This window comes from Serratia sp. LTN-2, from assembly GCF_059740205.1.
Genome location: NZ_JCAXDO010000009.1, coordinates 154147 through 174479, shown reverse-complemented (window position 1 = coordinate 174479; position 20333 = coordinate 154147). Strand labels below are relative to the sequence as shown.

At 59.8% G+C, this 20333-nt stretch carries 21 protein-coding genes; 13 read left to right on the top strand and 8 right to left on the bottom strand.

From position 1 onward, the window contains the following. Positions 1-107 precede the first annotated feature (107 nt). Both dinF and AC6BYQ_RS17970 read left to right on the top strand, forming a co-directional pair. Positions 108-1445: an MATE family efflux transporter DinF gene (dinF, locus tag AC6BYQ_RS17975; RefSeq protein ID WP_019453221.1), complete on the top strand. Its 1338-nt coding sequence runs from the start codon at positions 108-110 to the stop codon at positions 1443-1445. A gap of 314 nt (positions 1446-1759) precedes the next feature. Further along, the gene (locus AC6BYQ_RS17970) at positions 1760-1969 is read left to right on the top strand and encodes a CsbD family protein (protein WP_004936743.1); all 210 of its coding nucleotides are present in this window, start codon (positions 1760-1762) and stop codon (positions 1967-1969) included. Between the two features lie 105 nt (positions 1970-2074). On the opposite strand, the gene zur is transcribed toward AC6BYQ_RS17970, so the two are convergent. After that, positions 2075-2587, bottom strand: a complete 513-nt coding sequence (gene zur, locus AC6BYQ_RS17965) for a zinc uptake transcriptional repressor Zur (protein ID WP_015379223.1) — start codon at positions 2585-2587, stop codon at positions 2075-2077. 244 nt (positions 2588-2831) lie between these two features. Here zur and AC6BYQ_RS17960 point away from each other — a divergent pair, with 244 nt between their 5' ends. Continuing rightward, entirely contained in the window at positions 2832-3404 is a 573-nt protein-coding gene (locus AC6BYQ_RS17960) for a sugar O-acetyltransferase (protein WP_063918669.1), read from the top strand. A gap of 21 nt (positions 3405-3425) precedes the next feature. On the opposite strand, the gene AC6BYQ_RS17955 is transcribed toward AC6BYQ_RS17960, so the two are convergent. Both AC6BYQ_RS17955 and AC6BYQ_RS17950 read right to left on the bottom strand, forming a co-directional pair. Then, positions 3426-3959 (bottom strand): RNA polymerase sigma factor, encoded by a 534-nt coding sequence (locus AC6BYQ_RS17955; protein WP_084799185.1) that lies wholly within the window; start codon positions 3957-3959, stop codon positions 3426-3428. A gap of 18 nt (positions 3960-3977) precedes the next feature. Continuing rightward, the gene (locus AC6BYQ_RS17950) at positions 3978-4511 is read right to left on the bottom strand and encodes a tetratricopeptide repeat protein (protein WP_498057294.1); all 534 of its coding nucleotides are present in this window, start codon (positions 4509-4511) and stop codon (positions 3978-3980) included. Positions 4512-4716: 205 nt separating this feature from the next. Between AC6BYQ_RS17950 and dusA the strand changes: the two genes are divergently transcribed. Both dusA and pspG read left to right on the top strand, forming a co-directional pair. Beyond that, positions 4717-5727 (top strand): tRNA dihydrouridine(20/20a) synthase DusA, encoded by a 1011-nt coding sequence (dusA, locus tag AC6BYQ_RS17945; protein WP_019453217.1) that lies wholly within the window; start codon positions 4717-4719, stop codon positions 5725-5727. A gap of 157 nt (positions 5728-5884) precedes the next feature. Continuing rightward, the gene (gene pspG, locus AC6BYQ_RS17940; protein WP_019453216.1) at positions 5885-6103 is read left to right on the top strand and encodes an envelope stress response protein PspG; all 219 of its coding nucleotides are present in this window, start codon (positions 5885-5887) and stop codon (positions 6101-6103) included. A gap of 299 nt (positions 6104-6402) precedes the next feature. Here pspG and AC6BYQ_RS17935 read toward each other — a convergent pair whose 3' ends face one another. After that, entirely contained in the window at positions 6403-7386 is a 984-nt protein-coding gene (locus AC6BYQ_RS17935) for a quinone oxidoreductase (protein WP_019453215.1), read from the bottom strand. 167 nt (positions 7387-7553) lie between these two features. Between AC6BYQ_RS17935 and dnaB the strand changes: the two genes are divergently transcribed. Further along, positions 7554-8978, top strand: coding sequence for a replicative DNA helicase (gene dnaB / locus AC6BYQ_RS17930; RefSeq protein WP_025160134.1), 1425 nt, complete (start codon positions 7554-7556; stop codon positions 8976-8978). Between the two features lie 17 nt (positions 8979-8995). Beyond that, on the top strand, positions 8996-10075 hold the full coding sequence (alr, locus tag AC6BYQ_RS17925; protein WP_019453214.1) for an alanine racemase: 1080 nt from the start codon (positions 8996-8998) through the stop codon (positions 10073-10075). Positions 10076-10119: 44 nt separating this feature from the next. On the opposite strand, the gene AC6BYQ_RS17920 is transcribed toward alr, so the two are convergent. Then, positions 10120-10887 carry a transporter substrate-binding domain-containing protein gene (locus AC6BYQ_RS17920; protein WP_154747264.1) on the bottom strand — a complete coding sequence of 256 codons (768 nt, stop codon included), beginning with the start codon at positions 10885-10887 and terminating at the stop codon, positions 10120-10122. Between the two features lie 215 nt (positions 10888-11102). Between AC6BYQ_RS17920 and AC6BYQ_RS17915 the strand changes: the two genes are divergently transcribed. The 5 genes from AC6BYQ_RS17915 to maa all read left to right on the top strand — a co-directional run bounded on the left by AC6BYQ_RS17915 (position 11103) and on the right by maa (position 14452). Continuing rightward, the gene (locus AC6BYQ_RS17915) at positions 11103-11570 is read left to right on the top strand and encodes an Lrp/AsnC family transcriptional regulator (protein WP_004936775.1); all 468 of its coding nucleotides are present in this window, start codon (positions 11103-11105) and stop codon (positions 11568-11570) included. Between the two features lie 83 nt (positions 11571-11653). Next, the gene (locus tag AC6BYQ_RS17910; protein WP_041922290.1) at positions 11654-12847 is read left to right on the top strand and encodes an amino acid aminotransferase; all 1194 of its coding nucleotides are present in this window, start codon (positions 11654-11656) and stop codon (positions 12845-12847) included. A 126-nt stretch (positions 12848-12973) separates the two neighbouring features. Next, positions 12974-13390: a secondary thiamine-phosphate synthase enzyme YjbQ gene (locus tag AC6BYQ_RS17905; RefSeq protein WP_063918672.1), complete on the top strand. Its 417-nt coding sequence runs from the start codon at positions 12974-12976 to the stop codon at positions 13388-13390. Between the two features lie 4 nt (positions 13391-13394). Further along, positions 13395-13748, top strand: coding sequence for an MmcQ/YjbR family DNA-binding protein (locus tag AC6BYQ_RS17900; protein WP_019453210.1), 354 nt, complete (start codon positions 13395-13397; stop codon positions 13746-13748). Positions 13749-13894: 146 nt separating this feature from the next. Then, the gene (gene maa / locus AC6BYQ_RS17895) at positions 13895-14452 is read left to right on the top strand and encodes a maltose O-acetyltransferase (protein ID WP_063918673.1); all 558 of its coding nucleotides are present in this window, start codon (positions 13895-13897) and stop codon (positions 14450-14452) included. Positions 14453-14467: 15 nt separating this feature from the next. Here the strand turns inward: maa and AC6BYQ_RS17890 are convergent, their stop codons facing one another. The 3 genes from AC6BYQ_RS17890 to uvrA all read right to left on the bottom strand — a co-directional run bounded on the left by AC6BYQ_RS17890 (position 14468) and on the right by uvrA (position 19483). Next, entirely contained in the window at positions 14468-15265 is a 798-nt protein-coding gene (locus tag AC6BYQ_RS17890; protein ID WP_157783364.1) for a M48 family metallopeptidase, read from the bottom strand. Between the two features lie 219 nt (positions 15266-15484). Continuing rightward, positions 15485-16291 (bottom strand): MipA/OmpV family protein, encoded by an 807-nt coding sequence (locus AC6BYQ_RS17885; RefSeq protein ID WP_074055131.1) that lies wholly within the window; start codon positions 16289-16291, stop codon positions 15485-15487. Positions 16292-16654: 363 nt separating this feature from the next. Beyond that, positions 16655-19483 (bottom strand): excinuclease ABC subunit UvrA, encoded by a 2829-nt coding sequence (gene uvrA / locus AC6BYQ_RS17880; protein ID WP_019453206.1) that lies wholly within the window; start codon positions 19481-19483, stop codon positions 16655-16657. Positions 19484-19760: 277 nt separating this feature from the next. Here uvrA and ssb1 point away from each other — a divergent pair, with 277 nt between their 5' ends. Further along, complete coding sequence (ssb1, locus tag AC6BYQ_RS17875) at positions 19761-20291, top strand: single-stranded DNA-binding protein SSB1 (protein ID WP_004936793.1); 531 nt, start codon at positions 19761-19763, stop codon at positions 20289-20291. Positions 20292-20333: the final 42 nt, after the last annotated feature.

Here is a 20333-nt window from a genome sequence, read left to right as displayed (position 1 = left end):
ATTTAAACGCCGCGCCATCCGTACCGCTCCCTGTATCAATCGCCCCTGTTCTGGGGCGTTTTTGTTTCTGACTTTGCCCTTCGCCACTGTTACGGGAACATTTCATCATGCGTTTGATTTCCGCCTTCACCAGCGACACCGATAAAGCCCTGTGGCGCCTGGCATTGCCGATGATTTTCTCCAATATCACCGTGCCGCTGCTCGGATTGGTGGACACTGCGGTGATCGGCCACCTCGACAGCCCCATTTATCTGGGGGGCGTGGCGATCGGCGCGGTGGCGACCAGCTTCCTGTTCATGCTGTTGCTGTTCCTGCGCATGAGCACGACCGGCCTGGCGGCACAGGCGCTGGGGGCGCAGAACCCCCAGGCGCTGGCGCGCGCGTTTATGCAACCGCTGCTGCTGGCGCTGTTGGCCGGGGTGGCGATCGTCCTGCTGCGCTACCCGCTGATCGAACTGGCGCTGCAGATCGTCGGCGGCAATGCCGACGTGCTGGAACAGGCGCGGCGTTTTCTTGAGATCCGCTGGCTGAGCGCTCCGGCGGCGCTGGCCAATCTGGTGCTGCTGGGCTGGTTGCTCGGCGTGCAGTATGTGCGTGCGCCGGTGATCCTGCTGATCGTCGGCAACCTGCTGAACATTGTGCTGGATATCTGGCTGGTGATGGGCCTGGGCTGGAACGTGCGGGGAGCGGCGGCGGCGACCGCCATCGCCGAATACGCCACGTTGCTGCTCGGCCTGTGGCTGGCGTGGCGGGTGATGCGCCTGCGCGGCATCACCTTGCCGATGCTGTGTGAGGCTTGGCGGGGCGATCTGCGCCGCCTGCTGGCGCTCAACCGCGACATCATGTTGCGCTCATTGTTGCTGCAACTGTGTTTTGCGTCGCTGACCATCTTCGGCGCTCGCTTGGGGAGCGATGTCGTGGCGGTCAACGCGGTATTGATGAATCTGCTGACGTTCACCGCTTATGCGCTCGACGGCTTCGCTTATGCGGTGGAGGCCCATTCGGGCCACGCCTACGGCGCTCGGGACGACAGCCAGCTGCGCAAGGTGTGGCACGCGGCCTGTCGGCAGGCGGGGCTGGTCGCGTTGGCCTTTGGCCTGACCTATGCCGTCATCGGCCAGCAGATCGTGGCGGCGTTGACCTCTTTGCCGGAGCTGCGTGCGTTAGCCGCCCACTATTTACCTTGGCAGGTCATCCTGCCGCTGGTCGGCGTGTGGTGCTATTTGCTGGACGGCATGTTTATCGGCGCCACGCGCGGCGCCGAGATGCGCAACAGCATGGCGGTGGCCGCGGCGGGATATGGTATTGCGCTGTTCAGCGTGCCGCTGCTCGGTAACCATGGGCTCTGGCTGGCGTTGGCGGTGTTTTTGGCGCTGCGCGGCCTGGCGTTGGGCTGGATCTGGCACCGTCACCAGCTGCGTGGCAGTTGGTTTACTGCACGCTAGTCCAGAAACTTTGTCAGGTAATAAATTAGATTTTTTTATGCTTTTATTCATGTTTACTTACATGTTTTCGGTCCGGGCCTGTTCACGTTAGCTTCTTGTTTGTTGGCGTTTTTTGTTTTTATTTTATTTATTAATGGTTTTTTATACTGGTTTTTTTATTTTAATTTCTTTGTTTGACTAGAATTAGTCTTGTGGCTGGCGAATGAATGGGCGTGATTACCCTTAAGGTGAGGGCGTAATCAGCCAGAAATGTTTCTGGTTAACCCCGGCCGGTTACAGGGATCGCTGATTCACCACAGGTTAACGGAGAGACTATGAATAAAGATCAAGCCGACGGTAACTGGAAGCAGCTTAAAGGCAAAGTGAAGGAAAAATGGGGCAAGCTGACTGATGACGATCTGACGGTCATCGAAGGGAAACGCGAACAGCTGGTCGGTAAAATTCAGGAACGCTACGGTTATCAGAAAGAGGCGGCCGAGAAAGAGGTGAAAGCCTGGGAAGATCACACCAAACACCGCTGGTAATTTGCAGGGCCGCCATTGAAGGCGGCACGCACAGCGCAGGCCGGCGTCGCCCCATCCTCTGGCGTCCCGGCCGCAGGTACAAGGAAGTACCTGACTTCGTATTGCTTACTTCTTCTTGATGGCGATGCTGTGATCGTGTTCGGCGCAGTCATGCTTGCTGTCGCAAGCCTCAACCTCCACGCAGCCGGCACACAGACCGTGCGCCTCCACCACGCTGTGCCGCAGCGCAAATCCGGCCTCCTGCGCCAGCTTCTGCAGCGTTTCTTCTACGCCCTCGGTAGTGCGTTCAGTCACCTGGCCGCAGCGATCGCAGATAAACAGCGCGGACGTATGCATCGGCTGTTCGAAGTGATGGCACAGCACGTAGCTGTTGGCGGACTCTACCCTATGGATAAACCCTTGCTCCAGCAGAAAATCCAGCGCGCGGTAAACCGTCGGCGGCTTGGCCTGCGGTTCGGCGACGCGCAGCAGATCGAGCAGGTCGTAAGCGCTGATTGCACCGGGTTGCTGAGTCATCAGACGCAGCACTTCCAGCCGTTGCGGCGTCAATCGCACATTGCGTTGCTGGCAGAGGCGTTCCGCCTGCGCCAACAGCTTTTCCTGGGTGGTTGAGTTCATCGCAAATATCCCGGTACGTAAAAAAGCCGATTTTACCATGATTACGGCGAATCGCCGAGAGTTGCCCCTTTTCCCCTGAGGATAGTGCAGAGAAAGGCGCGTTGGCCGCGTTAAACGAGAGGTGTATCACAACTTTTTCCCGCAGGCGGGCGGCAAATCAACATTGCCGATTTTAGCGCTGGAGAGCGGGCGGTGAGAGCGGTATAACGCGCCTCACCCGCGTTAAAAGCTGGAGCCCCGCGTGATGACGGAAAGAGAGAAATTGTTAAACGGCCAGGTGTACAACAGCCGCGATGAAGAACTGATCGCCATGTACCACCGGGCGAGGGCGTTGACTAAATGCCTGGGTGCGCTGGATTCGCATCAGGCGGACGAAAAAAACCGCCTGCTCGGCGAGCTGTTCGGCGCCTGGGGAGAAGCAAGCTGGATTGAAACGCCATTCTGGTGCGACTATGGTCAACATGTCCGCATCGGAAAGAACTGTTTTATCAACGTCAATGCGGTGTTCCTCGACTGCAATACCATCACCATCGGCGATAACACGCTGGTCGGCCCTAACGTGCAAATCTACACGCCGAGTCATCCGCTGAAGGCCGATGAACGCTTCACCGGCGATCCGGATTTTCCTTTCCGCACCTCGGCGCAGCCGGTGTCCATCGGCAACAACGTATGGATCGGCGGCAACGTGGTGATCCTGCCGGGGGTGACCATCGGTGACGGCACCACCATCGGTGCGGGCAGCGTAGTGACCGGCGACATCCCGGCCAACGTGCTGGCGCTGGGGCAGCCGTGCCGGGTTATCCGCGCGTTGGAATAAGTACGGTCGCTGGCCGACGGTTTATCGGCGGGAGTGGGGTAAGGGGGGCGAATGGCTTTCCTTACGGTGTTGCCGTTGTCGGTCATCGGCCAATGCTTGGCGTGCGGCCGCCAGGCGGCTCATGACGGTGCCGATCGGCACCGTCAGCACTTTCGCCGCTTCCCGGTAGGACAGCCCTTCGACATACACCAGAAACAGCGCGTTGCGCTGGGCCGCCGGCAACCGGTTTACGCGCCGCATCACTTCATTGAGCAAGACCGGTTGTTCACCGGTGTCCGCATCGCCCAGCTCTTCCGCCACCATGCAGCCTTGCCCCTGGCGAAGGAGCTGGGCGCGAACTTCATTGAGCCAAATAGAGTGCAAGATGGCAAACAGCCAGCGATCCAGATGTGAACCGGGGGTGAATTGCGCGGCGCGCTCCAGCGCACGCACGCAGGTCGCCTGCACCAGGTCGTCGGCGACATCCCGCCGGTGCGAAAGCACCAGCGCATAGCGCCACAGGCGGGAGAGATAGTGGCCGAGTTCATCGCGTATCGCATCGCCGCTGATAGTCACCTCCGCAGGCGCGTCGGATCAAGATTCCGGATGGCGGTCGATGGCTGCCGCCAAATCTCGGTACTCCTCGCACCCGGTGCCGCACAGCGACTGGATCACCTGCAGCTGTTGGCGCGCCAGGTCGGGCCGCCCTTTTAGCATATAGGCTTCACCCAGGTACTCGCGCACTTTGGGGTATTTCGGATCGAGGGCCACTGATTTTAAATAATAGCCGATACCCTCATCGGTGCGGCCAAGTTTGCGCGTGGCGTAGCCGCGATAATTCAGCGCTATGGCGGTGTTGGGATTTTTCAGCGTGTTGAGCATATCGATCGCTTCCTGATAGCGGCCGCTTTTCGCCAGTGCATAGGCATAGTTAGTGCGGTCGGCGTCGTCGACTTTGCTGCTTTTATCCACCGTGCAGGTCTGGGTTTTACTGTCGTAGACCTGGCCTTTCGGACAGGTTGGCGGGGTTTGGCTGCTACCGTCGCCGCCCATCGCCAGCGCCCCGCCGGAAAACAGCAGGCAGCCGGCAATGGCCGATGCCAGCAGGCGTTTAATGAAGCTGTTCATGGTTGTGTCCTCAAGGCAGAGGCGCCGTGCGCGCCCGTAATGAGATAACACCTGAGCGAGTGGGTTTATTCGCTTTATCCCCCACTTAATTTTTGTCGGCGACAAGGCGGTTTTCCCAACGGCGCCGATTGTCGTTATAATAGCCGTTTGCGGCCGCGCGCCGTTCGTTGAATTCAGACAGACATCAGGTAGCCAGTAACTCAGCATGACGAAAGACAACCACGCCCCAACCTACGCCGCCAATCGTTTCTCCATCGCGCCAATGCTCGACTGGACCGATCGTCATTGCCGTTACTTCCACCGCCTGCTGACCAAGGAAACGCTGCTGTACACCGAGATGGTGACCACCGGCGCGATCATCCACGGCAAGGGCGACTATCTGGCCTACAGCGAAGAAGAACATCCGGTGGCGCTGCAGCTGGGCGGCAGCGATCCGGCCGCGCTGGCGCACTGCGCCAAACTGGCGGAGCAGCGCGGTTACGATGAAATTAACCTCAACGTCGGCTGTCCGTCCGATCGCGTGCAAAACGGCATGTTCGGCGCCTGTTTAATGGGCCAGGCGACGCTGGTCGCCGACTGCATCAAGGCGATGCGCGACGTGGTGTCGATCCCGGTGACGGTGAAGACCCGCATCGGCATCGACGATCAGGACAGCTATGCCTTCCTGTGCGACTTTATTCAGACCGTCGCCGGGCGCGGCGAGTGCGACATGTTCACCATTCACGCCCGCAAAGCCTGGCTCTCCGGCCTCAGCCCAAAAGAAAACCGCGAAGTGCCGCCGCTGGACTACCCGCGCGTCTATCAGCTGAAGCGGGATTTCCCGGCGCTGACCATCGCTATCAACGGCGGGGTGAAGACACTGGAAGAGGCGCAGCAGCACCTGCAGCATCTGGACGGCGTGATGATGGGGCGCGAGGCGTACCAGAATCCGGGGATTCTGGCGCGGGTCGACAGCGAACTGTTTGGCGCGCAAACCGCGGTGCCGGACAGCGTGGCGATCGTCGAAGCGCTGTATCCGTATATCGAGCGCGAGCTGTCCAACGGCACCTACCTCGGCCACATCACTCGCCACATCCTCGGTTTGTTCCAGGGCGTGCCGGGTGCGCGTCAGTGGCGCCGCCATCTGAGCGAGAACGCCCATAAACCGGGCGCCGATGCGCGGGTGGTGGAGCAGGCGCTGGCGCTGGTGCGCCAGCCGCGGGTCGAAATGGCGTAATTAACAAAAAACTTCACCAATAGTTAGTCTTTTTCGCCAGGCATTCAGCGTATCACTGGATGCCTGTCTAATCATTTCAATGTGTTAGCGCTTTCGCCGTTCTGGCACGCTTCTTGTAATTCACTCTGCAGATACGTTGTATTGCAAAGGAGCAATCATGTTGGAAATCTTCTTTCTCATTGGCTTTGTGGTGATGCTGATGGTGACCGGCATCTCGCTGCTGGGGATCTTCGCCGCGCTGTTGGTGGCGGCGGCGTTCATGTTGTTGGGCGGATTGTTCGCGGTGGTGTTTAAGCTGCTGCCGTGGCTGATTTTGGCGGTGGTCGGGGTGTGGATTTACCGCTCGATGCAGAAACCTCAGATCAGACGCTACTGATTTTTTGCTGAATAATCAGTCAGTCGCGCTGAAACTTGCGCAATCGCCCGCACCGCTAATGCGGCAGCGATCACAGCTTGGCAGTTTTCCCGCGCGATGTGGCACATAAAGCGTGTTTTTTGCCGGACGGGGCTGTTAGGATATTTATCGATGCAGTGATGCGACCAATTTCATCACCGTGAGAGACAACTAAAATTCGTGTTGCTGAAGCAACCCCTGTCTCTGGCGGACTCTGCTCTACCCCTACAAAACGCAGTAACAGAAAGGGCTCCGCAAGGAGCCCTTTTCTTTGGCCGTTATCAGGGGATCAATAGGCTGGAACCGCTGGTGCTGCGGCTTTCCAGCACCTGGTGCGCGCGTTGGGCGTCGGCCAGCGCGAATTTCTGCTCGTCTTTCACTTCCACCCGAATAGCGCCGCTGCCGATCAGCGAGAACAGCTCGTTGCTGGCGTACTGCAGCTCGGCGCGGTTGGTCACGTAGCCGTTAAGGGAAGGGCGGGTGACATACAGCGAACCTTTCTGATTGAGCAGCGCCAGATCGACCCCGGTCACCGGGCCGGAGGCGTTGCCGAAGCTGACCATCAGACCGCGCCGCTTCAGGCTGTTGAGCGAGGCCTGCCAGGTGCTTTGCCCCACCGAATCGTACACCACGCCAACCTTCTCGCCGTGCGTCAGCTCGGCTACTCGCTGGGCGATATCCTCTTTGTGGTAGTTGATGGTGGCCCAGGCGCCGGCCTGCTTGGCCAGCGCGGCTTTTTCGTCGGACCCGACGCTGCCGATCAGGCGCGCGCCCAGCGCTTTGGCCCATTGGCAGGCGATAAGCCCAACCCCGCCTGCGGCGGCATGGAACAGGAACACTTCACCCGGCTGCACTTCGTGGGTCTGGCGCAGCAGATAGTGCACCGTCAACCCTTTCAAGAAAGAGGCGGCACCCTGTTCAAAGCTCAGGTTGTGCGGCAGCAGCGCCACTTTTTCTTCCGGCACGTTGTGGATTTCGCTGTAAGCGCCGAGCGACGACTGCGCATACACCACCCGGTCGCCCGGTTTGATCGCGCTGACCCCGGCGCCGACCTTGACCACCACGCCGGCCGCCTCGGTGCCGAGGCCGCTCGGCAGACTGGCCGGCGCGTATAGCCCGCTGCGCACATAGGTGTCGATGTAGTTGATGCCGATCGCCTTGTTCTCGATCTGCACTTCGCCGGCGGCCGGATCGAGCGGTGTAAAATCAACGTATTGCAAGACTTCCGGCCCGCCGGTGGCGGAGAATTGAATGCGCTTGGCCATGTCGTTACCTCGTTGGAGTGTCTGATTTCACCCTATTCTTTTTAGTCGCGGAGATCCAGTTCGCCCGTGCGGGGGCCAATACCTTTTTTGCATCGGTTATGACGCAAAAATCACGTATACTCTCGCGTCAGGATCCTTCATTCGCAACCGGATAAAGACTACGTTTCATGGCAGGAAAAAAACCAACCAACAAAACAAACGCGGACGAAACCAGAGAGCGTTCCAGAGATCGTCAGATGGAAGGGCTGAAGATGCCGCCGCACTCGCTGGAGGCCGAGCAGTCGGTGTTGGGCGGTTTGATGCTGGATAACGAGCGCTGGGACAACGTGGCGGAGCGCGTGGTCGCCAACGATTTCTTCAGCCGTCCGCACCGCCTGATCTTTACCGAGATGCAGCGTCTGCTGGAGATGAGCAAGCCTATCGACCTCATCACCCTGTCCGAATCACTCGAGCAGAAGGGCGAGCTGGACTCGGTCGGCGGCTTCGCCTACCTGGCCGAGCTGTCGAAGAACACCCCGAGCGCCGCCAACATCGGCGCTTACGCCGACATCGTGCGCGAGCGCGCGGTGGTGCGCGAGATGATCTCGGTCGCTAACGAGATCGCCGACGCCGGCTACGATCCGCAAGGGCGCAGCAGTGAAGATCTGCTCGATCTGGCGGAGTCCCGCGTCTTCCAAATCGCCGAGAACCGCGCCAGCAAAGACGAGGGCCCGAAGGGCATCGAACGCATCCTGGAAGATACCGTGTCGCGTATCGAGCAGCTGTATCAGCAGCCGCACGACGGCGTGACCGGGGTCGATACCGGCTATCAGGACCTCAACAAGAAAACCGCGGGCATGCAAAAGTCCGATCTGATCATCGTCGCCGCCCGTCCATCGATGGGGAAAACCACCTTCGCCATGAACCTGTGCGAAAACGCCGCGATGACCCAGGAAAAACCGGTGCTGATCTTCAGCCTGGAGATGCCCGGCGAGCAGATCATGATGCGTATGCTGGCGTCGCTGTCGCGCGTGGATCAGACGCGCATCCGTACCGGCCAGCTCGACGACGAGGACTGGGCGCGCATTTCCAGCACCATGGGCATCCTGCTGGAGAAGCGCAACATGTACATCGACGACTCCTCAGGCCTGACGCCGACCGAAGTGCGCTCGCGCGCGCGGCGCATTTTCCGCGAGCACGACGGGCTTAGCCTGATCATGATCGACTACCTGCAGCTGATGCGCGTGCCGGCCTTGTCCGACAACCGTACGCTGGAAATCGCCGAGATTTCGCGCTCGCTGAAAGCGCTGGCGAAAGAGCTGCAGGTGCCGGTGGTGGCGCTGTCGCAGCTGAACCGTAGCCTGGAGCAGCGCGCCGACAAACGCCCGGTCAACTCCGACCTGCGTGAATCCGGCTCTATCGAGCAGGACGCCGACCTGATTATGTTCATCTATCGTGATGAGGTGTATCACGAGAACAGCGATCTGAAAGGGATCGCGGAAATTATTATCGGTAAGCAGCGTAACGGCCCGATCGGTACCGTGCGCCTTACCTTTAACGGCCAGTGGTCGCGTTTCGACAACTACGCGGGGCCACAATACGATGACGAATAATCAGCTAAGGAACTGAAATGAAAGCGGCAACCGCTGTAATCGACCGCCGCGCTCTGCGACATAATCTGCAACAGGTGCGCCGCCAGGCGCCGCAAAGCCGCCTGATTGCCGTTGTGAAAGCAAACGCTTATGGACATGGCCTGCTGGAAACAGCACACACCCTGCAAGACGCCGACTGCTACGGCGTGGCGCGCATCGGCGAAGCGCTGATGCTGCGCTCCGGCGGCATCGTCAAACCGATCCTGCTGCTGGAAGGCTTCTTCAGCGCCGAAGACCTGCCGGTGCTGGTGGCGAACAACATCGAAACCGCGGTGCACAGCATCGAACAGCTCGAAGCGCTGGAGCAGGCCGAGCTGGCGCGTCCGGTGCCGGTGTGGATGAAGCTCGATACCGGCATGCATCGGCTGGGGGTGCGCCCCGAGCAGGCGGAGGCGTTTTATCAGCGCCTGTGCGCCTGCCGCAACGTGGCGCAGCCGGTCAATATCATGAGTCACTTCAGTCGCGCCGACGAGCCGGAATCCGACACCACGTTGAAACAGATCGCCTGCTTTGAGCAGTTCGCGCGCGGCAAACCGGGCCAGCGCTCGGTCGCCGCTTCCGGCGGCACGTTGCTGTGGCCGGACGCCCACAACGAGTGGGTACGCCCTGGCATCATTCTGTACGGCGTATCGCCGCTGGATAACGGCAGCGGCGCCGAGCATGGGCTGCAGCCGGCGATGACCCTGAAATCCAGCCTGATCGCGGTGCGCGAACACAAGGCCGGTGAAGCGGTCGGCTACGGCGGCACCTGGGTAAGTCCGCGCGATACCCGGCTGGGGGTGGTGGCGATGGGGTACGGCGACGGCTATCCGCGCAGCGCGCCGACCGGTACGCCAATCCTGATCAACGGCCGCGAAGTGCCGATCGTCGGCCGGGTGTCGATGGACATGATTTCGGTCGATCTCGGGCCGGACGCCGCCGATAAGGTGGGAGATGAAGCGGTGCTGTGGGGGCCGGCGTTGCCGGTCGAGCGTATCGCCGTCTGTACCGGCATCAGCGCTTATGAACTGATCACCAAGCTCACGCAGCGCGTGGCGATGGAATACATCGGCGACTGATGCGCCGCAGGGGCCGACGTGCGTCGGCCCCGTTCCTCAACGCGTTACTTCTTTACCGCCAACCATTTGTCGATAATCTTCTGATACTCTCCGGTCGCCTTGGCCAGGTGCAGCCACTGATCCACATACAGTTTCCAGCTCAAATCGTCGCGCGGCAGCATGTAAGCCTTCTCGCCGTACTGCATCGGCTTGGTCGGATTCACCGCGCACAGCTTCGGATAACGCTTCTGCTGATACAGCGCCTCGGAGGCGTCGGTGATCATTACGTCCGCCTTGCGATCCACCAGCTGCTGGAAAATGCTCATGTTGTCGTGCGTCAGCGTCAGCTTGGCTTTTGGCAGATAGGCGTGCACGAAGGCTTCGTTGGTGCCGCCCGCCGGCTCCAGCAGGCGCACCGACGGTTTGTTGATCTGTTCGAGAGTGCGGTATTTCTTCACGTCGGTGCAGCGCACCAGCGGGATTTTGCCGTCGGTATCCAGTTTGTCGGCGAAGAACACCTGTTTTTGCCGCTCCAGCGTGACGGAGATGCCGCCCATGGCGATATCGCACTTGCCGGAGGCGAAGTCCGGCGTCAGGGTTTTCCAGCTGGTTTTCACCCACTTCACTTTAGCGCCCAGGCTCTTGGCCAGCGATTCCGCCATGTCGATGTCGATGCCTTCATAGCCGCCGTCTTCCTTGAGGAAGGTATAGGGCTTGTAGTCGCCGGTGGTGCAGACCTCCAGGGTCTTTTGCTGCAGCACTTTGTCCAGGTGGGATTGCGCGCCGGCGCTGCCGGCGGCGAGCAGCAGCGCGAGGGGGAGTAGCTTTTTCATCTGGCGTCCTTTTTATACATTCGTGGTTTTATGCGTTACTTCGCCGTTAATTGTCGTTTGCCTGCATGGGTTAGCCGTTTTTTATGCCGCTTACCGGCGAAAACGCCGGGCGTTGCTGCTGTACGCGATTTAAGCGCCAGGGTGTGACGTCGGCAACGGTAAAAAAACTGGTAGGCTGTAACGTCAACATTTATTAACACAGTTTACAGGTGGCTATGTACAACATTGACGATTTTGATATGAAAATCCTGACGCTGTTACAGGCCAACGGCCGTCTGACCAATCAGGAGCTGAGCGAGCTGGTGGGGCTCTCCGCCTCCCAATGTTCGCGGCGGCGCATCAGCCTGGAGCAGGCGCAGCTGATCCGCGGCTACCACGCGCGGCTGGCGCCGGAGGCGGTCGGCCTGGGGCTGGTGGGGCTGATCGAAGTCAGTCTGATCACGCACGCGCAGGAGCAGATCGACAGCTTTCATCAGATGCTGGAGGAAGTGGACGCGATCCTTGACGCTTACAAGACCACCGGCGACGCTGATTACCTGCTCAAAGTGGCGGTGGCGGACCTGCCGGCGCTGAGCGAGTTCATCAGCCAGACGCTATCGCCGCACAAAAGCGTGGCGCATATCAAAACGGCGGTGGTGCTCAATCGCATCAAGGAAAACGGTTTATTGCCGGTGGCGAGATAAAGCTAAAACCGAACGCGGTTTTCCGTCTATATTAGGAACGTAACGCTGTGCCCAAAACCACAATAAACCAGGAGAAAAACCCCGTGTTCCAGAACGTTGACGCCTATGCCGGCGATCCCATTCTGTCGCTGATGGAAAAATTCAAACAAGACCCGCGCGCGCACAAGGTGAACCTGAGCATCGGCCTGTACTACGATGCGCAGGGCATCATCCCGCAGATGCGGGCGGTCGCCGCGGCGCAAGCGCAGTTGAACAGCGTCGAGCATGGCGCCTCGGTATATCTGCCGATGGAAGGGCTGCAGTCTTACCGTTCCGCCATTCAGCAACTGCTGTTCGGCGCGCAGCACCCGATGCTGCAGCAGGGGCGCATCGCCACCATTCAGACCGTCGGCGGTTCCGGCGCACTGAAAGTGGGTGCCGATTTCCTGAAAAGCTACTTCCCGGATTCGCAGGTGTGGGTCAGCGATCCCACCTGGGAAAACCACGTCGCCATCTTCAGCGGCGCCGGTTTCAAAGTGAATACCTATCCGTATTTCGACAGCGAAAGCCTGGGCGTGAAGTTCGACGCCATGCTTGCCGCGCTGAAACAGCTGCCGAAGCACAGCATCGCGCTGCTGCACCCATGCTGCCACAACCCGACCGGTTCCGACCTGACCCCCGCCCAGTGGGATGAAGTGGTCAAGGTGATCGCCGAACGTGAAATCATTCCGTTCCTCGACATCGCCTATCAGGGCTTCGGCGGCGGCATGGAGCAGGATGCTTACGCTATTCGCGCCATCGCGGCGGCCGGTTTACCGTGCCTGGTGAGCAACTCGTTCTCGAAGATCTTCTCGCTGTACGGCGAGCGCGTCGGCGGCCTGTCGGTGGTGTGCGAAAGCGAAGAAGCGGCCGGGCGCGTGCTGGGCCAGCTGAAGGCCACCGTGCGCCGCAACTACTCGAGCCCGCCGAACTTCGGCGCGCAGCTGGTGGCCAAAGTGTTGAACGACGCCCAGCTGAAAACCCAATGGCTGGATGAAGTGGAGAGCATGCGCACCCGCATTCTCGAGATGCGTCATGCGCTGGTGGACACCCTGAAGAGCGCGCTGCCGCAGCGCAACTTCGATTACCTGCTGGCGCAGCGCGGCATGTTCAGCTACACCGGCTTCAGCGCGGCGCAGGTCGATCGTCTGCGTGAAGAGTTTGGCGTCTACCTGATCCACAGCGGGCGCATGTGCGTGGCCGGTTTGAACCACAACAACGTGCGTCAGGTGGCCGAGGCGTTTGCCGCGGTGCAGTAACGCCTGTTAGTCTGAACGGACGTTGATCGAGGAGCGATAGCGATATCGCTCCTTTTTTATTGCCGGCGCGCCGCCGAAGTTGCCGCAAACCGGAGAGAGAATATACTGATTGAGGGGCGCTCACTCATGTGGCATCAGCAAACGCTAATCCTCAGCGCAAAAGCGCGTGGCTTTCATCTGGTTACCGACGAGATCGCCAACCAGTTAACCCACTTACACCGCCTGCAAACCGGCCTGCTGCATCTGTTGCTGCAGCATACCTCGGCCTCGCTGACGCTCAACGAGAACTGCGATCCCACGGTGCGAGCCGATATGGAGCAGCATTTCCTGCGTCAGGTGCCGGAAAACGCACCCTATCAGCATGACTACGAAGGGCCGGACGACATGCCGGCGCACATCAAATCCTCGCTGCTGGGCGCTTCCTTGACACTGCCCGTCAGGCACGGGCGGCTGATGCTGGGCACATGGCAGGGCATCTGGCTGGGGGAGCACCGCATCCACGGCGGAGCACGCCGTATTGTGGCCACATTACAGGGGGAGTAACCCAATGAATAACAGCGCATTGCTGGAGTACTGCATGGCGAAGCCGGGCGCGGAACAAAGCGACCAAAACCAGTGGCAGGCCAGCCAGATCAAGGTAGGCGACGTGATGTTCGCCATGGTGTGCGAGGTGGAAGGGCGGCCGGCGCTGGCGGTCAAGTCCAGCCCAGAGCTGGCGGAAAGCCTGCGCGAACACCATCCGGAGATCGTCGCCTGCGACGGTCTGAACAAGGCGCACTGGAATACGGTGTTCCTCGACGGCAACCTGCCGAACTCACAGTTTTACACGCTGATCGACAGCTCTTATCAGCTGGTGGTGGAAGGCCTGCCCGAACACGTGCGCCAGGAACTGCGCGCCTGATTGCCGGGCGGCGGCGCCGCCCGTTTTTTCCCGTTCTTTCGTCTTAAAGCGTGATCGCGGTCCTGATTTGGGAACGTTCCCTTTTTATCGCCTGGCTAAAGCGACTACGCTTGAGCCTTCAAGCAACGCGGATTAAGGAGGCCGATATGGCCATCAGCGAAGAAAAGCGCAAGATGATCGCCGGAGAGCTGTACGACGCCGGCGATGAACTGCTGCGCAGCGAACGCCGGCGCGCACGCCAACTGACGCATCGCTACAACCATTCGTCGCCGGAAGAGGGCGAGCTGCGCAAGCAGTGGCTGGATGAGCTGCTGGGCCGCTATCAGGGCGGCACCATCGAGCCGACGTTCCGTTGCGACTACGGCTATAACATCTATCTCGGCAAGAATTTCTACGCCAACTTCGACTGCGTGATCCTCGACGTATGCGAGGTGCATATCGGCGACAACTGCCTGCTGGCGCCGGGCGTGCATATCTACACCGCCACTCATCCGCTGGATGCCGAGACTCGCGTCGGCGGGGCGGAGTTCGGCAAGCCGGTCAAGATTGGCGACAACGTGTGGATCGGCGGGCGTGCGGTGATCAATCCGGGCGTAACCATCGGCGATAATGCGGTCGTGGCGTCCGGCGCCGTGGTCACCAAAGACGTGCCGGCCAACTGCGTGGTGGGCGGTAATCCGGCGCGCGTGCTGAAAACGCTGTAGGCGCGCCGGAGTAGGTTAAAACATGCTGCCGTGGCGCTCGAAGCCGTGCATCTCAATGTCTTTGAGCGCCTTGAAGCGTTTAACCATCACCGCATGGTCAGACAGCAGATTGCTGATGCGGACAAACAGCTCTTTATTCTCGTCTTCACACTGTTCCAGCCAGGCCTGCGGGTTCACGCCATGTTGCATCCAGGGGCCGACGGCCAGCAGCCGCACCGTGTTGGCGTAGTTCGGGCACACCGCGAGCGCCACGCGATCGGCGGAATACTCCTGTGCGCGAGTCGTCGCCAGGCCGGGCAGCAGCAGCGACTGCGGCACGACGCCGATCGCCAGACGCCACAGCGACACATGGCGCAGTTTGTGGTGGGCCAGCTCATGCGCCAGCACGAACTCCACGATCTCCGGCGCGGTAGGCATCAGCATGGCGATTTCAGAATGGATCACCACGTAGCGCTGGCGGCGATTGCACTCCAGCGCGAAGGCGTTGACCACGCCGTTGCCGTTGGTCAGATAAAGCTTGGGCAGCGTCTTGAGTTCCAGCCGCCGGCCGATATCCTGATACAGCGCAAATAATTCCGGAAATTGCGCCGGCCCGATGCGCAAGGCGTTGGATTTCGCCTGTGCGGCGAGATAGAAACGATAAATATAGAAAGCGATCGGGATCAGCGGTAATAACGCAAGCAGGCTGAGGGTATCCAATGTTTCCTTGGCGTCGTCTCCCAATCCAAGTGCAGTGCCATCCGTATTTACCACGACGGCGGCGATACCAAATAAAAAACCGAGCAACGTAATTATCGCCGACAGCCAGATCATGGGCATTTCCCATCGATGCCGAAATGCGGTGAAATTGCGGCTCTCTGTCGCATGATGTTGACACATAAAATATCCTTAATAAGAGGGAGTCACGCCTGACATTGTCAGGTAAATAATCAATGCTTAATTATCCATCCGTTTACCTAACAATCAGCTAAACTATAGTTCATTTTTTAACCGCGACGTTTTCCCTGCCTGCACAGACCCTGGGCAACAACCTCAGAAGCTGTAACTGGCGCTGGTGAAGGCCATGCCCGAGGTGGTTTTCTCGACGATAGGGCTGTCGGCCGCATCGCCCAGCAGACGGGTCACGCCGACCCCGGCCTGGAAAGCGACGTTCGGCCGCCACTGATAATTGAGGGCGGCGGTGAGCGTGGCGTCCTTAAATCCGCTGCCCGGCCGATAAGCGCTAAAGGCGCTGCGTTGAGCCTGCTGCGACGTTACGCCGAAATAGCCGCGTTGATAGCCGCTGTTGGCCCAGGTGGTGGAGAGGTTGCCGATCAACGTCAGCTGTTCGCTGAGCGGATATTGCCCGGTGAGCCCGGTTTCCACATAGGCGGTGTGGCCCAGTTCTTCCCCGCCGTAGCTGCGTTTGCGCGTCGCCTGCATCCCTTTGACATAGGCGCGGAAGGGATCGAATTGGTAGCTTAGCTCGGCGCCGGCCTCCAGTGCGCCACCCAGTTTTCCCATGCCTTTGAGCCGGGTGTTGCGGCCGCGCAAGGTTCTGATTTCTTCGTCACGACCGGCGTCATAGTTAAGCAACAGCGCGATGCCGATGGGCCCGGCCAGCGGAAATTGCCAGCGCGCCCCTTCGCTGCCCGCGCTGAACTCTCCCCAGTTGGCGTTTTGATAGCCGGCATTCACCTGATACAGAGGTTCAATACTGTAAAAAGAAGAGCCTTCATAGGCGGGGGCGACGGCGAGACCGCCGGCGAGCGTCAAAGACGCTTCGCCGTCTTGCGCCTGACCGGCGAGGGGGAAAAACAATAACAGCGCGGCGGCAGAGGTTCCCAATTTATTATCCACGTTAAACACCTTTTATATCATCCCATTGAAAGTACGAGCCAATAGGCCCATTCATTTATTGAAGGCTATTTATAAACGCTATGTTTATATTGATTAATATGCGCGCGGTGCACAGGCGCGGCGTTATTTCATCGGAATAGTGAAGCGCATGGGGAATAAACAAAAGGCAAACAGGCGGCATTCAGGAGGGATTTTATTTTTCGAGGTGAAGAAACTGCCTGTTTTTAAAGGCATGATTCAGAAGAAGCAAAAAATCGGCATATTATGCCAATCACTAAAGCGATAGGTGTTTCTCGGCGAAAAGTGCGGAATATTAAAAAAATGAGGCGGACGATTCCGCCTCGTTGAGAGAATAACCCGCCGTTATTTTGCCAGCAGCGGTTTCAGGAAGCGCGCGGTGTGCGATTTTTCACAATCGGCGACCGTTTCCGGCGTGCCGGCGACCAGGATCTCGCCGCCGCCGCTGCCGCCTTCCGGCCCCAGATCGACGATCCAGTCGGCGGTTTTGATCACGTCCAGGTTATGCTCGATGACCACGATGGTGTTGCCCTGATCGCGCAGCTGATGCAGCACCGCCAACAGCTGTTGGATATCGGCGAAGTGCAGACCGGTGGTCGGTTCGTCGAGGATATATAGCGTCTGGCCTGTGCCGCGTTTCGACAGCTCGCGCGCCAGCTTCACGCGCTGCGCCTCACCGCCGGAGAGCGTGGTGGCCGACTGGCCGAGGCGGATGTAGGACAGGCCGACATCCATCAGGGTCTGCAGCTTGCGCGCCAGCGCCGGCACCGCGTCGAAGAAATCACGCGCTTCTTCGATGGTCATCTCCAGCACTTCGTGGATGCTCTTGCCTTTGTACTTCACTTCCAGCGTTTCGCGGTTATAGCGTTTGCCCTTGCACTGGTCGCACGGCACGTAGATGTCCGGCAGGAAGTGCATCTCGACCTTGATCACCCCGTCGCCCTGGCAGGCTTCACAGCGCCCGCCCTTGACGTTGAAGCTGAAACGGCCCGGCGTGTAACCGCGGCTGCGTGATTCCGGCACGCCGGCGAACAGCTCGCGCACCGGAGTGAAGATACCGGTGTAGGTGGCCGGGTTGGAGCGCGGCGTGCGGCCGATCGGGCTCTGATCGATGTCGATCACCTTGTCGAAATGCTCCAGGCCGGTCACTTCGCGGAACGGCGCCGGTTCGGCGATGGTGGCGCCGTTGAGCTGGCGCTGGGCGATCGGGAACAGCGTATCGTTGATCAGCGTCGATTTGCCGGAGCCGGACACGCCGGTGATGCAGGTAAACAGACCGACCGGCAGCGTCAGCGTCACGTCTTTCAGGTTGTTGCCGCGCGCGCCGCTCAGCTTCAGCACCTTGGTCGGATCGGCCTGCACGCGCTGCGCCGGAATGGCGATCTCGCGTTTACCGCTGAGGAACTGGCCAGTCAGCGACTCCGGCTGCGCCATGATGTCGTCGACGGTGCCTTCCGCCACCACCTGGCCGCCGTGCACGCCGGCGCCGGGGCCGATGTCGATCACATGGTCGGCGGCGCGGATGGCGTCTTCGTCATGCTCCACCACGATCACCGTGTTGCCGAGGTTGCGCAGGTGGATCAGCGTTTCCAGCAGGCGCTCATTGTCGCGTTGGTGCAGGCCGATCGACGGCTCATCCAGCACGTACATCACGCCCACCAGGCCGGCGCCGATCTGGCTGGCGAGGCGGATACGCTGCGCTTCGCCGCCGGAGAGCGTTTCCGCCGAACGGGACAGCGACAGGTAGTTCAGGCCGACGTTCACCAGGAATTTCAGGCGATCGCCGATCTCTTTCAGCACTTTTTCGGCGATCTTGGCGCGCTGGCCGCTGAGCTTCATGTTCTGGAAGAAGGTCATCGCGTGGCCGATGCTCAGATCGGAGATCTCCGGCAGCGTAGTGTCTTCGACGAACACGTTGCGGGCTTCTTCGCGCAGGCGGGTGCCGTGGCATGAGGCGCACGGTCGGTTGCTGATGAACTTCGCCAGCTCTTCGCGCACCGCGCTGGACTCGGTCTCTTTATAGCGGCGCTCCATGTTGTGCAGCACGCCTTCGAACGGATGGCGGCGCACGGTGGTGTCACCGCGATCGTTGATGTATTTGAATTCGATCGACTCTTTGCCGGAACCGCTCAGCACCGCCTTCTGCACGTTGGCGCTCAGGGTGTTGAACGGCGCTTCGACGTCGAACTCATAGTGCTCCGCCAGCGAGCGCAGCATCTGGAAGTAATAGAAGTTGCGGCGATCCCAGCCGCGGATCGCGCCGCCGGCCAGCGACAGCTCGGGGTTCTGCACCACGCGGTCCGGATCGAAGAACTGCTGCACGCCCAGGCCGTCGCAGGTCGGGCAGGCGCCGGCCGGGTTGTTGAAGGAGAACAGGCGCGGTTCCAGCTCGCGCATGCTGTAGCCGCAGATCGGGCAGGCAAAGTTGGCGGAGAACAGCAGCTCGTCCGCTTTTTCGTCGTCCATATCCGCCACTACCGCGGTGCCGCCGGACAGCTCCAGCGCGGTTTCGAACGATTCGGCCAGGCGCTGCGCCATGTCGTCGCGCACCTTGAAACGGTCGACCACCACTTCGATAGTGTGTTTCTTCTGCAGCTCCAGCTTCGGCGGATCGGACAGATCGCACACTTCACCGTCGATGCGCGCGCGGATATAGCCCTGGGCGGCCAGGTTTTCCAGCGTTTTGGTGTGCTCGCCCTTGCGGTCTTTCACCACCGGCGCCAGCAGCATCAGGCGTTTGCCTTCCGGCTGGCTCAGCACATTGTCGACCATCTGGCTGACGGTCTGCGCCGCCAGCGGCACATGGTGATCCGGGCAGCGTGGCTCACCGACGCGGGCGAACAGCAGGCGCAGGTAGTCGTGGATCTCGGTGATGGTGCCGACCGTGGAGCGCGGGTTGTGCGAGGTGGATTTCTGTTCGATGGAGATCGCCGGCGACAGGCCTTCGATATGATCGACGTCCGGCTTTTCCATCAACGACAGGAATTGGCGCGCATAGGCGGAGAGCGATTCGACATAGCGCCGCTGCCCTTCGGCATACAGCGTATCGAAAGCCAGCGATGACTTGCCGGAACCGGACAGGCCGGTGACGACGATCAGTTTGTCACGCGGGATAATCAGGTTGATGTTTTTCAGATTATGGGTTCGAGCACCACGAACTTCGATATTGTCCATTTACACTTCCCGTCTTGATGATACACCGCGCCTGTCGCGATTTTTGCGGGGGATTTTGTGATGGATCTCGCAAAAAACCGGCACAGCCTGGTCGAAACGCATAATTATGACACAAAAAAACCTGAATGAATATCCAGTATGCGAATGCAACAAGGCCGATCGAAAAGACAATTCTGGAATGCAATTCGCACTTATCAACACGGGTGTGGTTTCGTACTCAGCGTGGTAAACTGACGCGTTTATACTGTGTAGAAATCAATCATCGGGAGAAGTGCTCATGGCCAGCAGAGGCGTAAACAAAGTAATTCTGGTCGGGAATCTGGGTCAGGATCCAGAAGTCCGTTACATGCCGAACGGCGGCGCAGTGGCCAACATTACCCTGGCGACCTCCGAAAGCTGGCGTGACAAAGCGACCGGCGAACAGAAAGAAAAGACCGAGTGGCACCGTGTCGTGCTGTTCGGCAAACTGGCCGAAGTGGCGGGCGAATACCTGCGCAAAGGCTCTCAGGTTTACATCGAAGGCTCCCTGCAGACGCGTAAATGGCAGGATCAGAGCGGCCAGGATCGTTACACCACCGAGATCGTGGTTAACGTCGGCGGCACCATGCAGATGTTGGGCGGCCGCCAGGGCGGCGGCGCACCGGCCGGTCAGTCTGCCGGCGGCCAGGGCGGTTGGGGCCAGCCTCAGCAGCCACAGGGCGGCAACCAGTTCAGCGGCGGCCAGCAGCAGTCTCGTCCGGCGCAGAACAGCGCACCGGCGACCAGCAACGAACCGCCAATGGATTTCGACGACGATATTCCGTTCTGATATCCGGCCGTTTACAGCCAACAAAAAAGCCCCGCAAGGGGC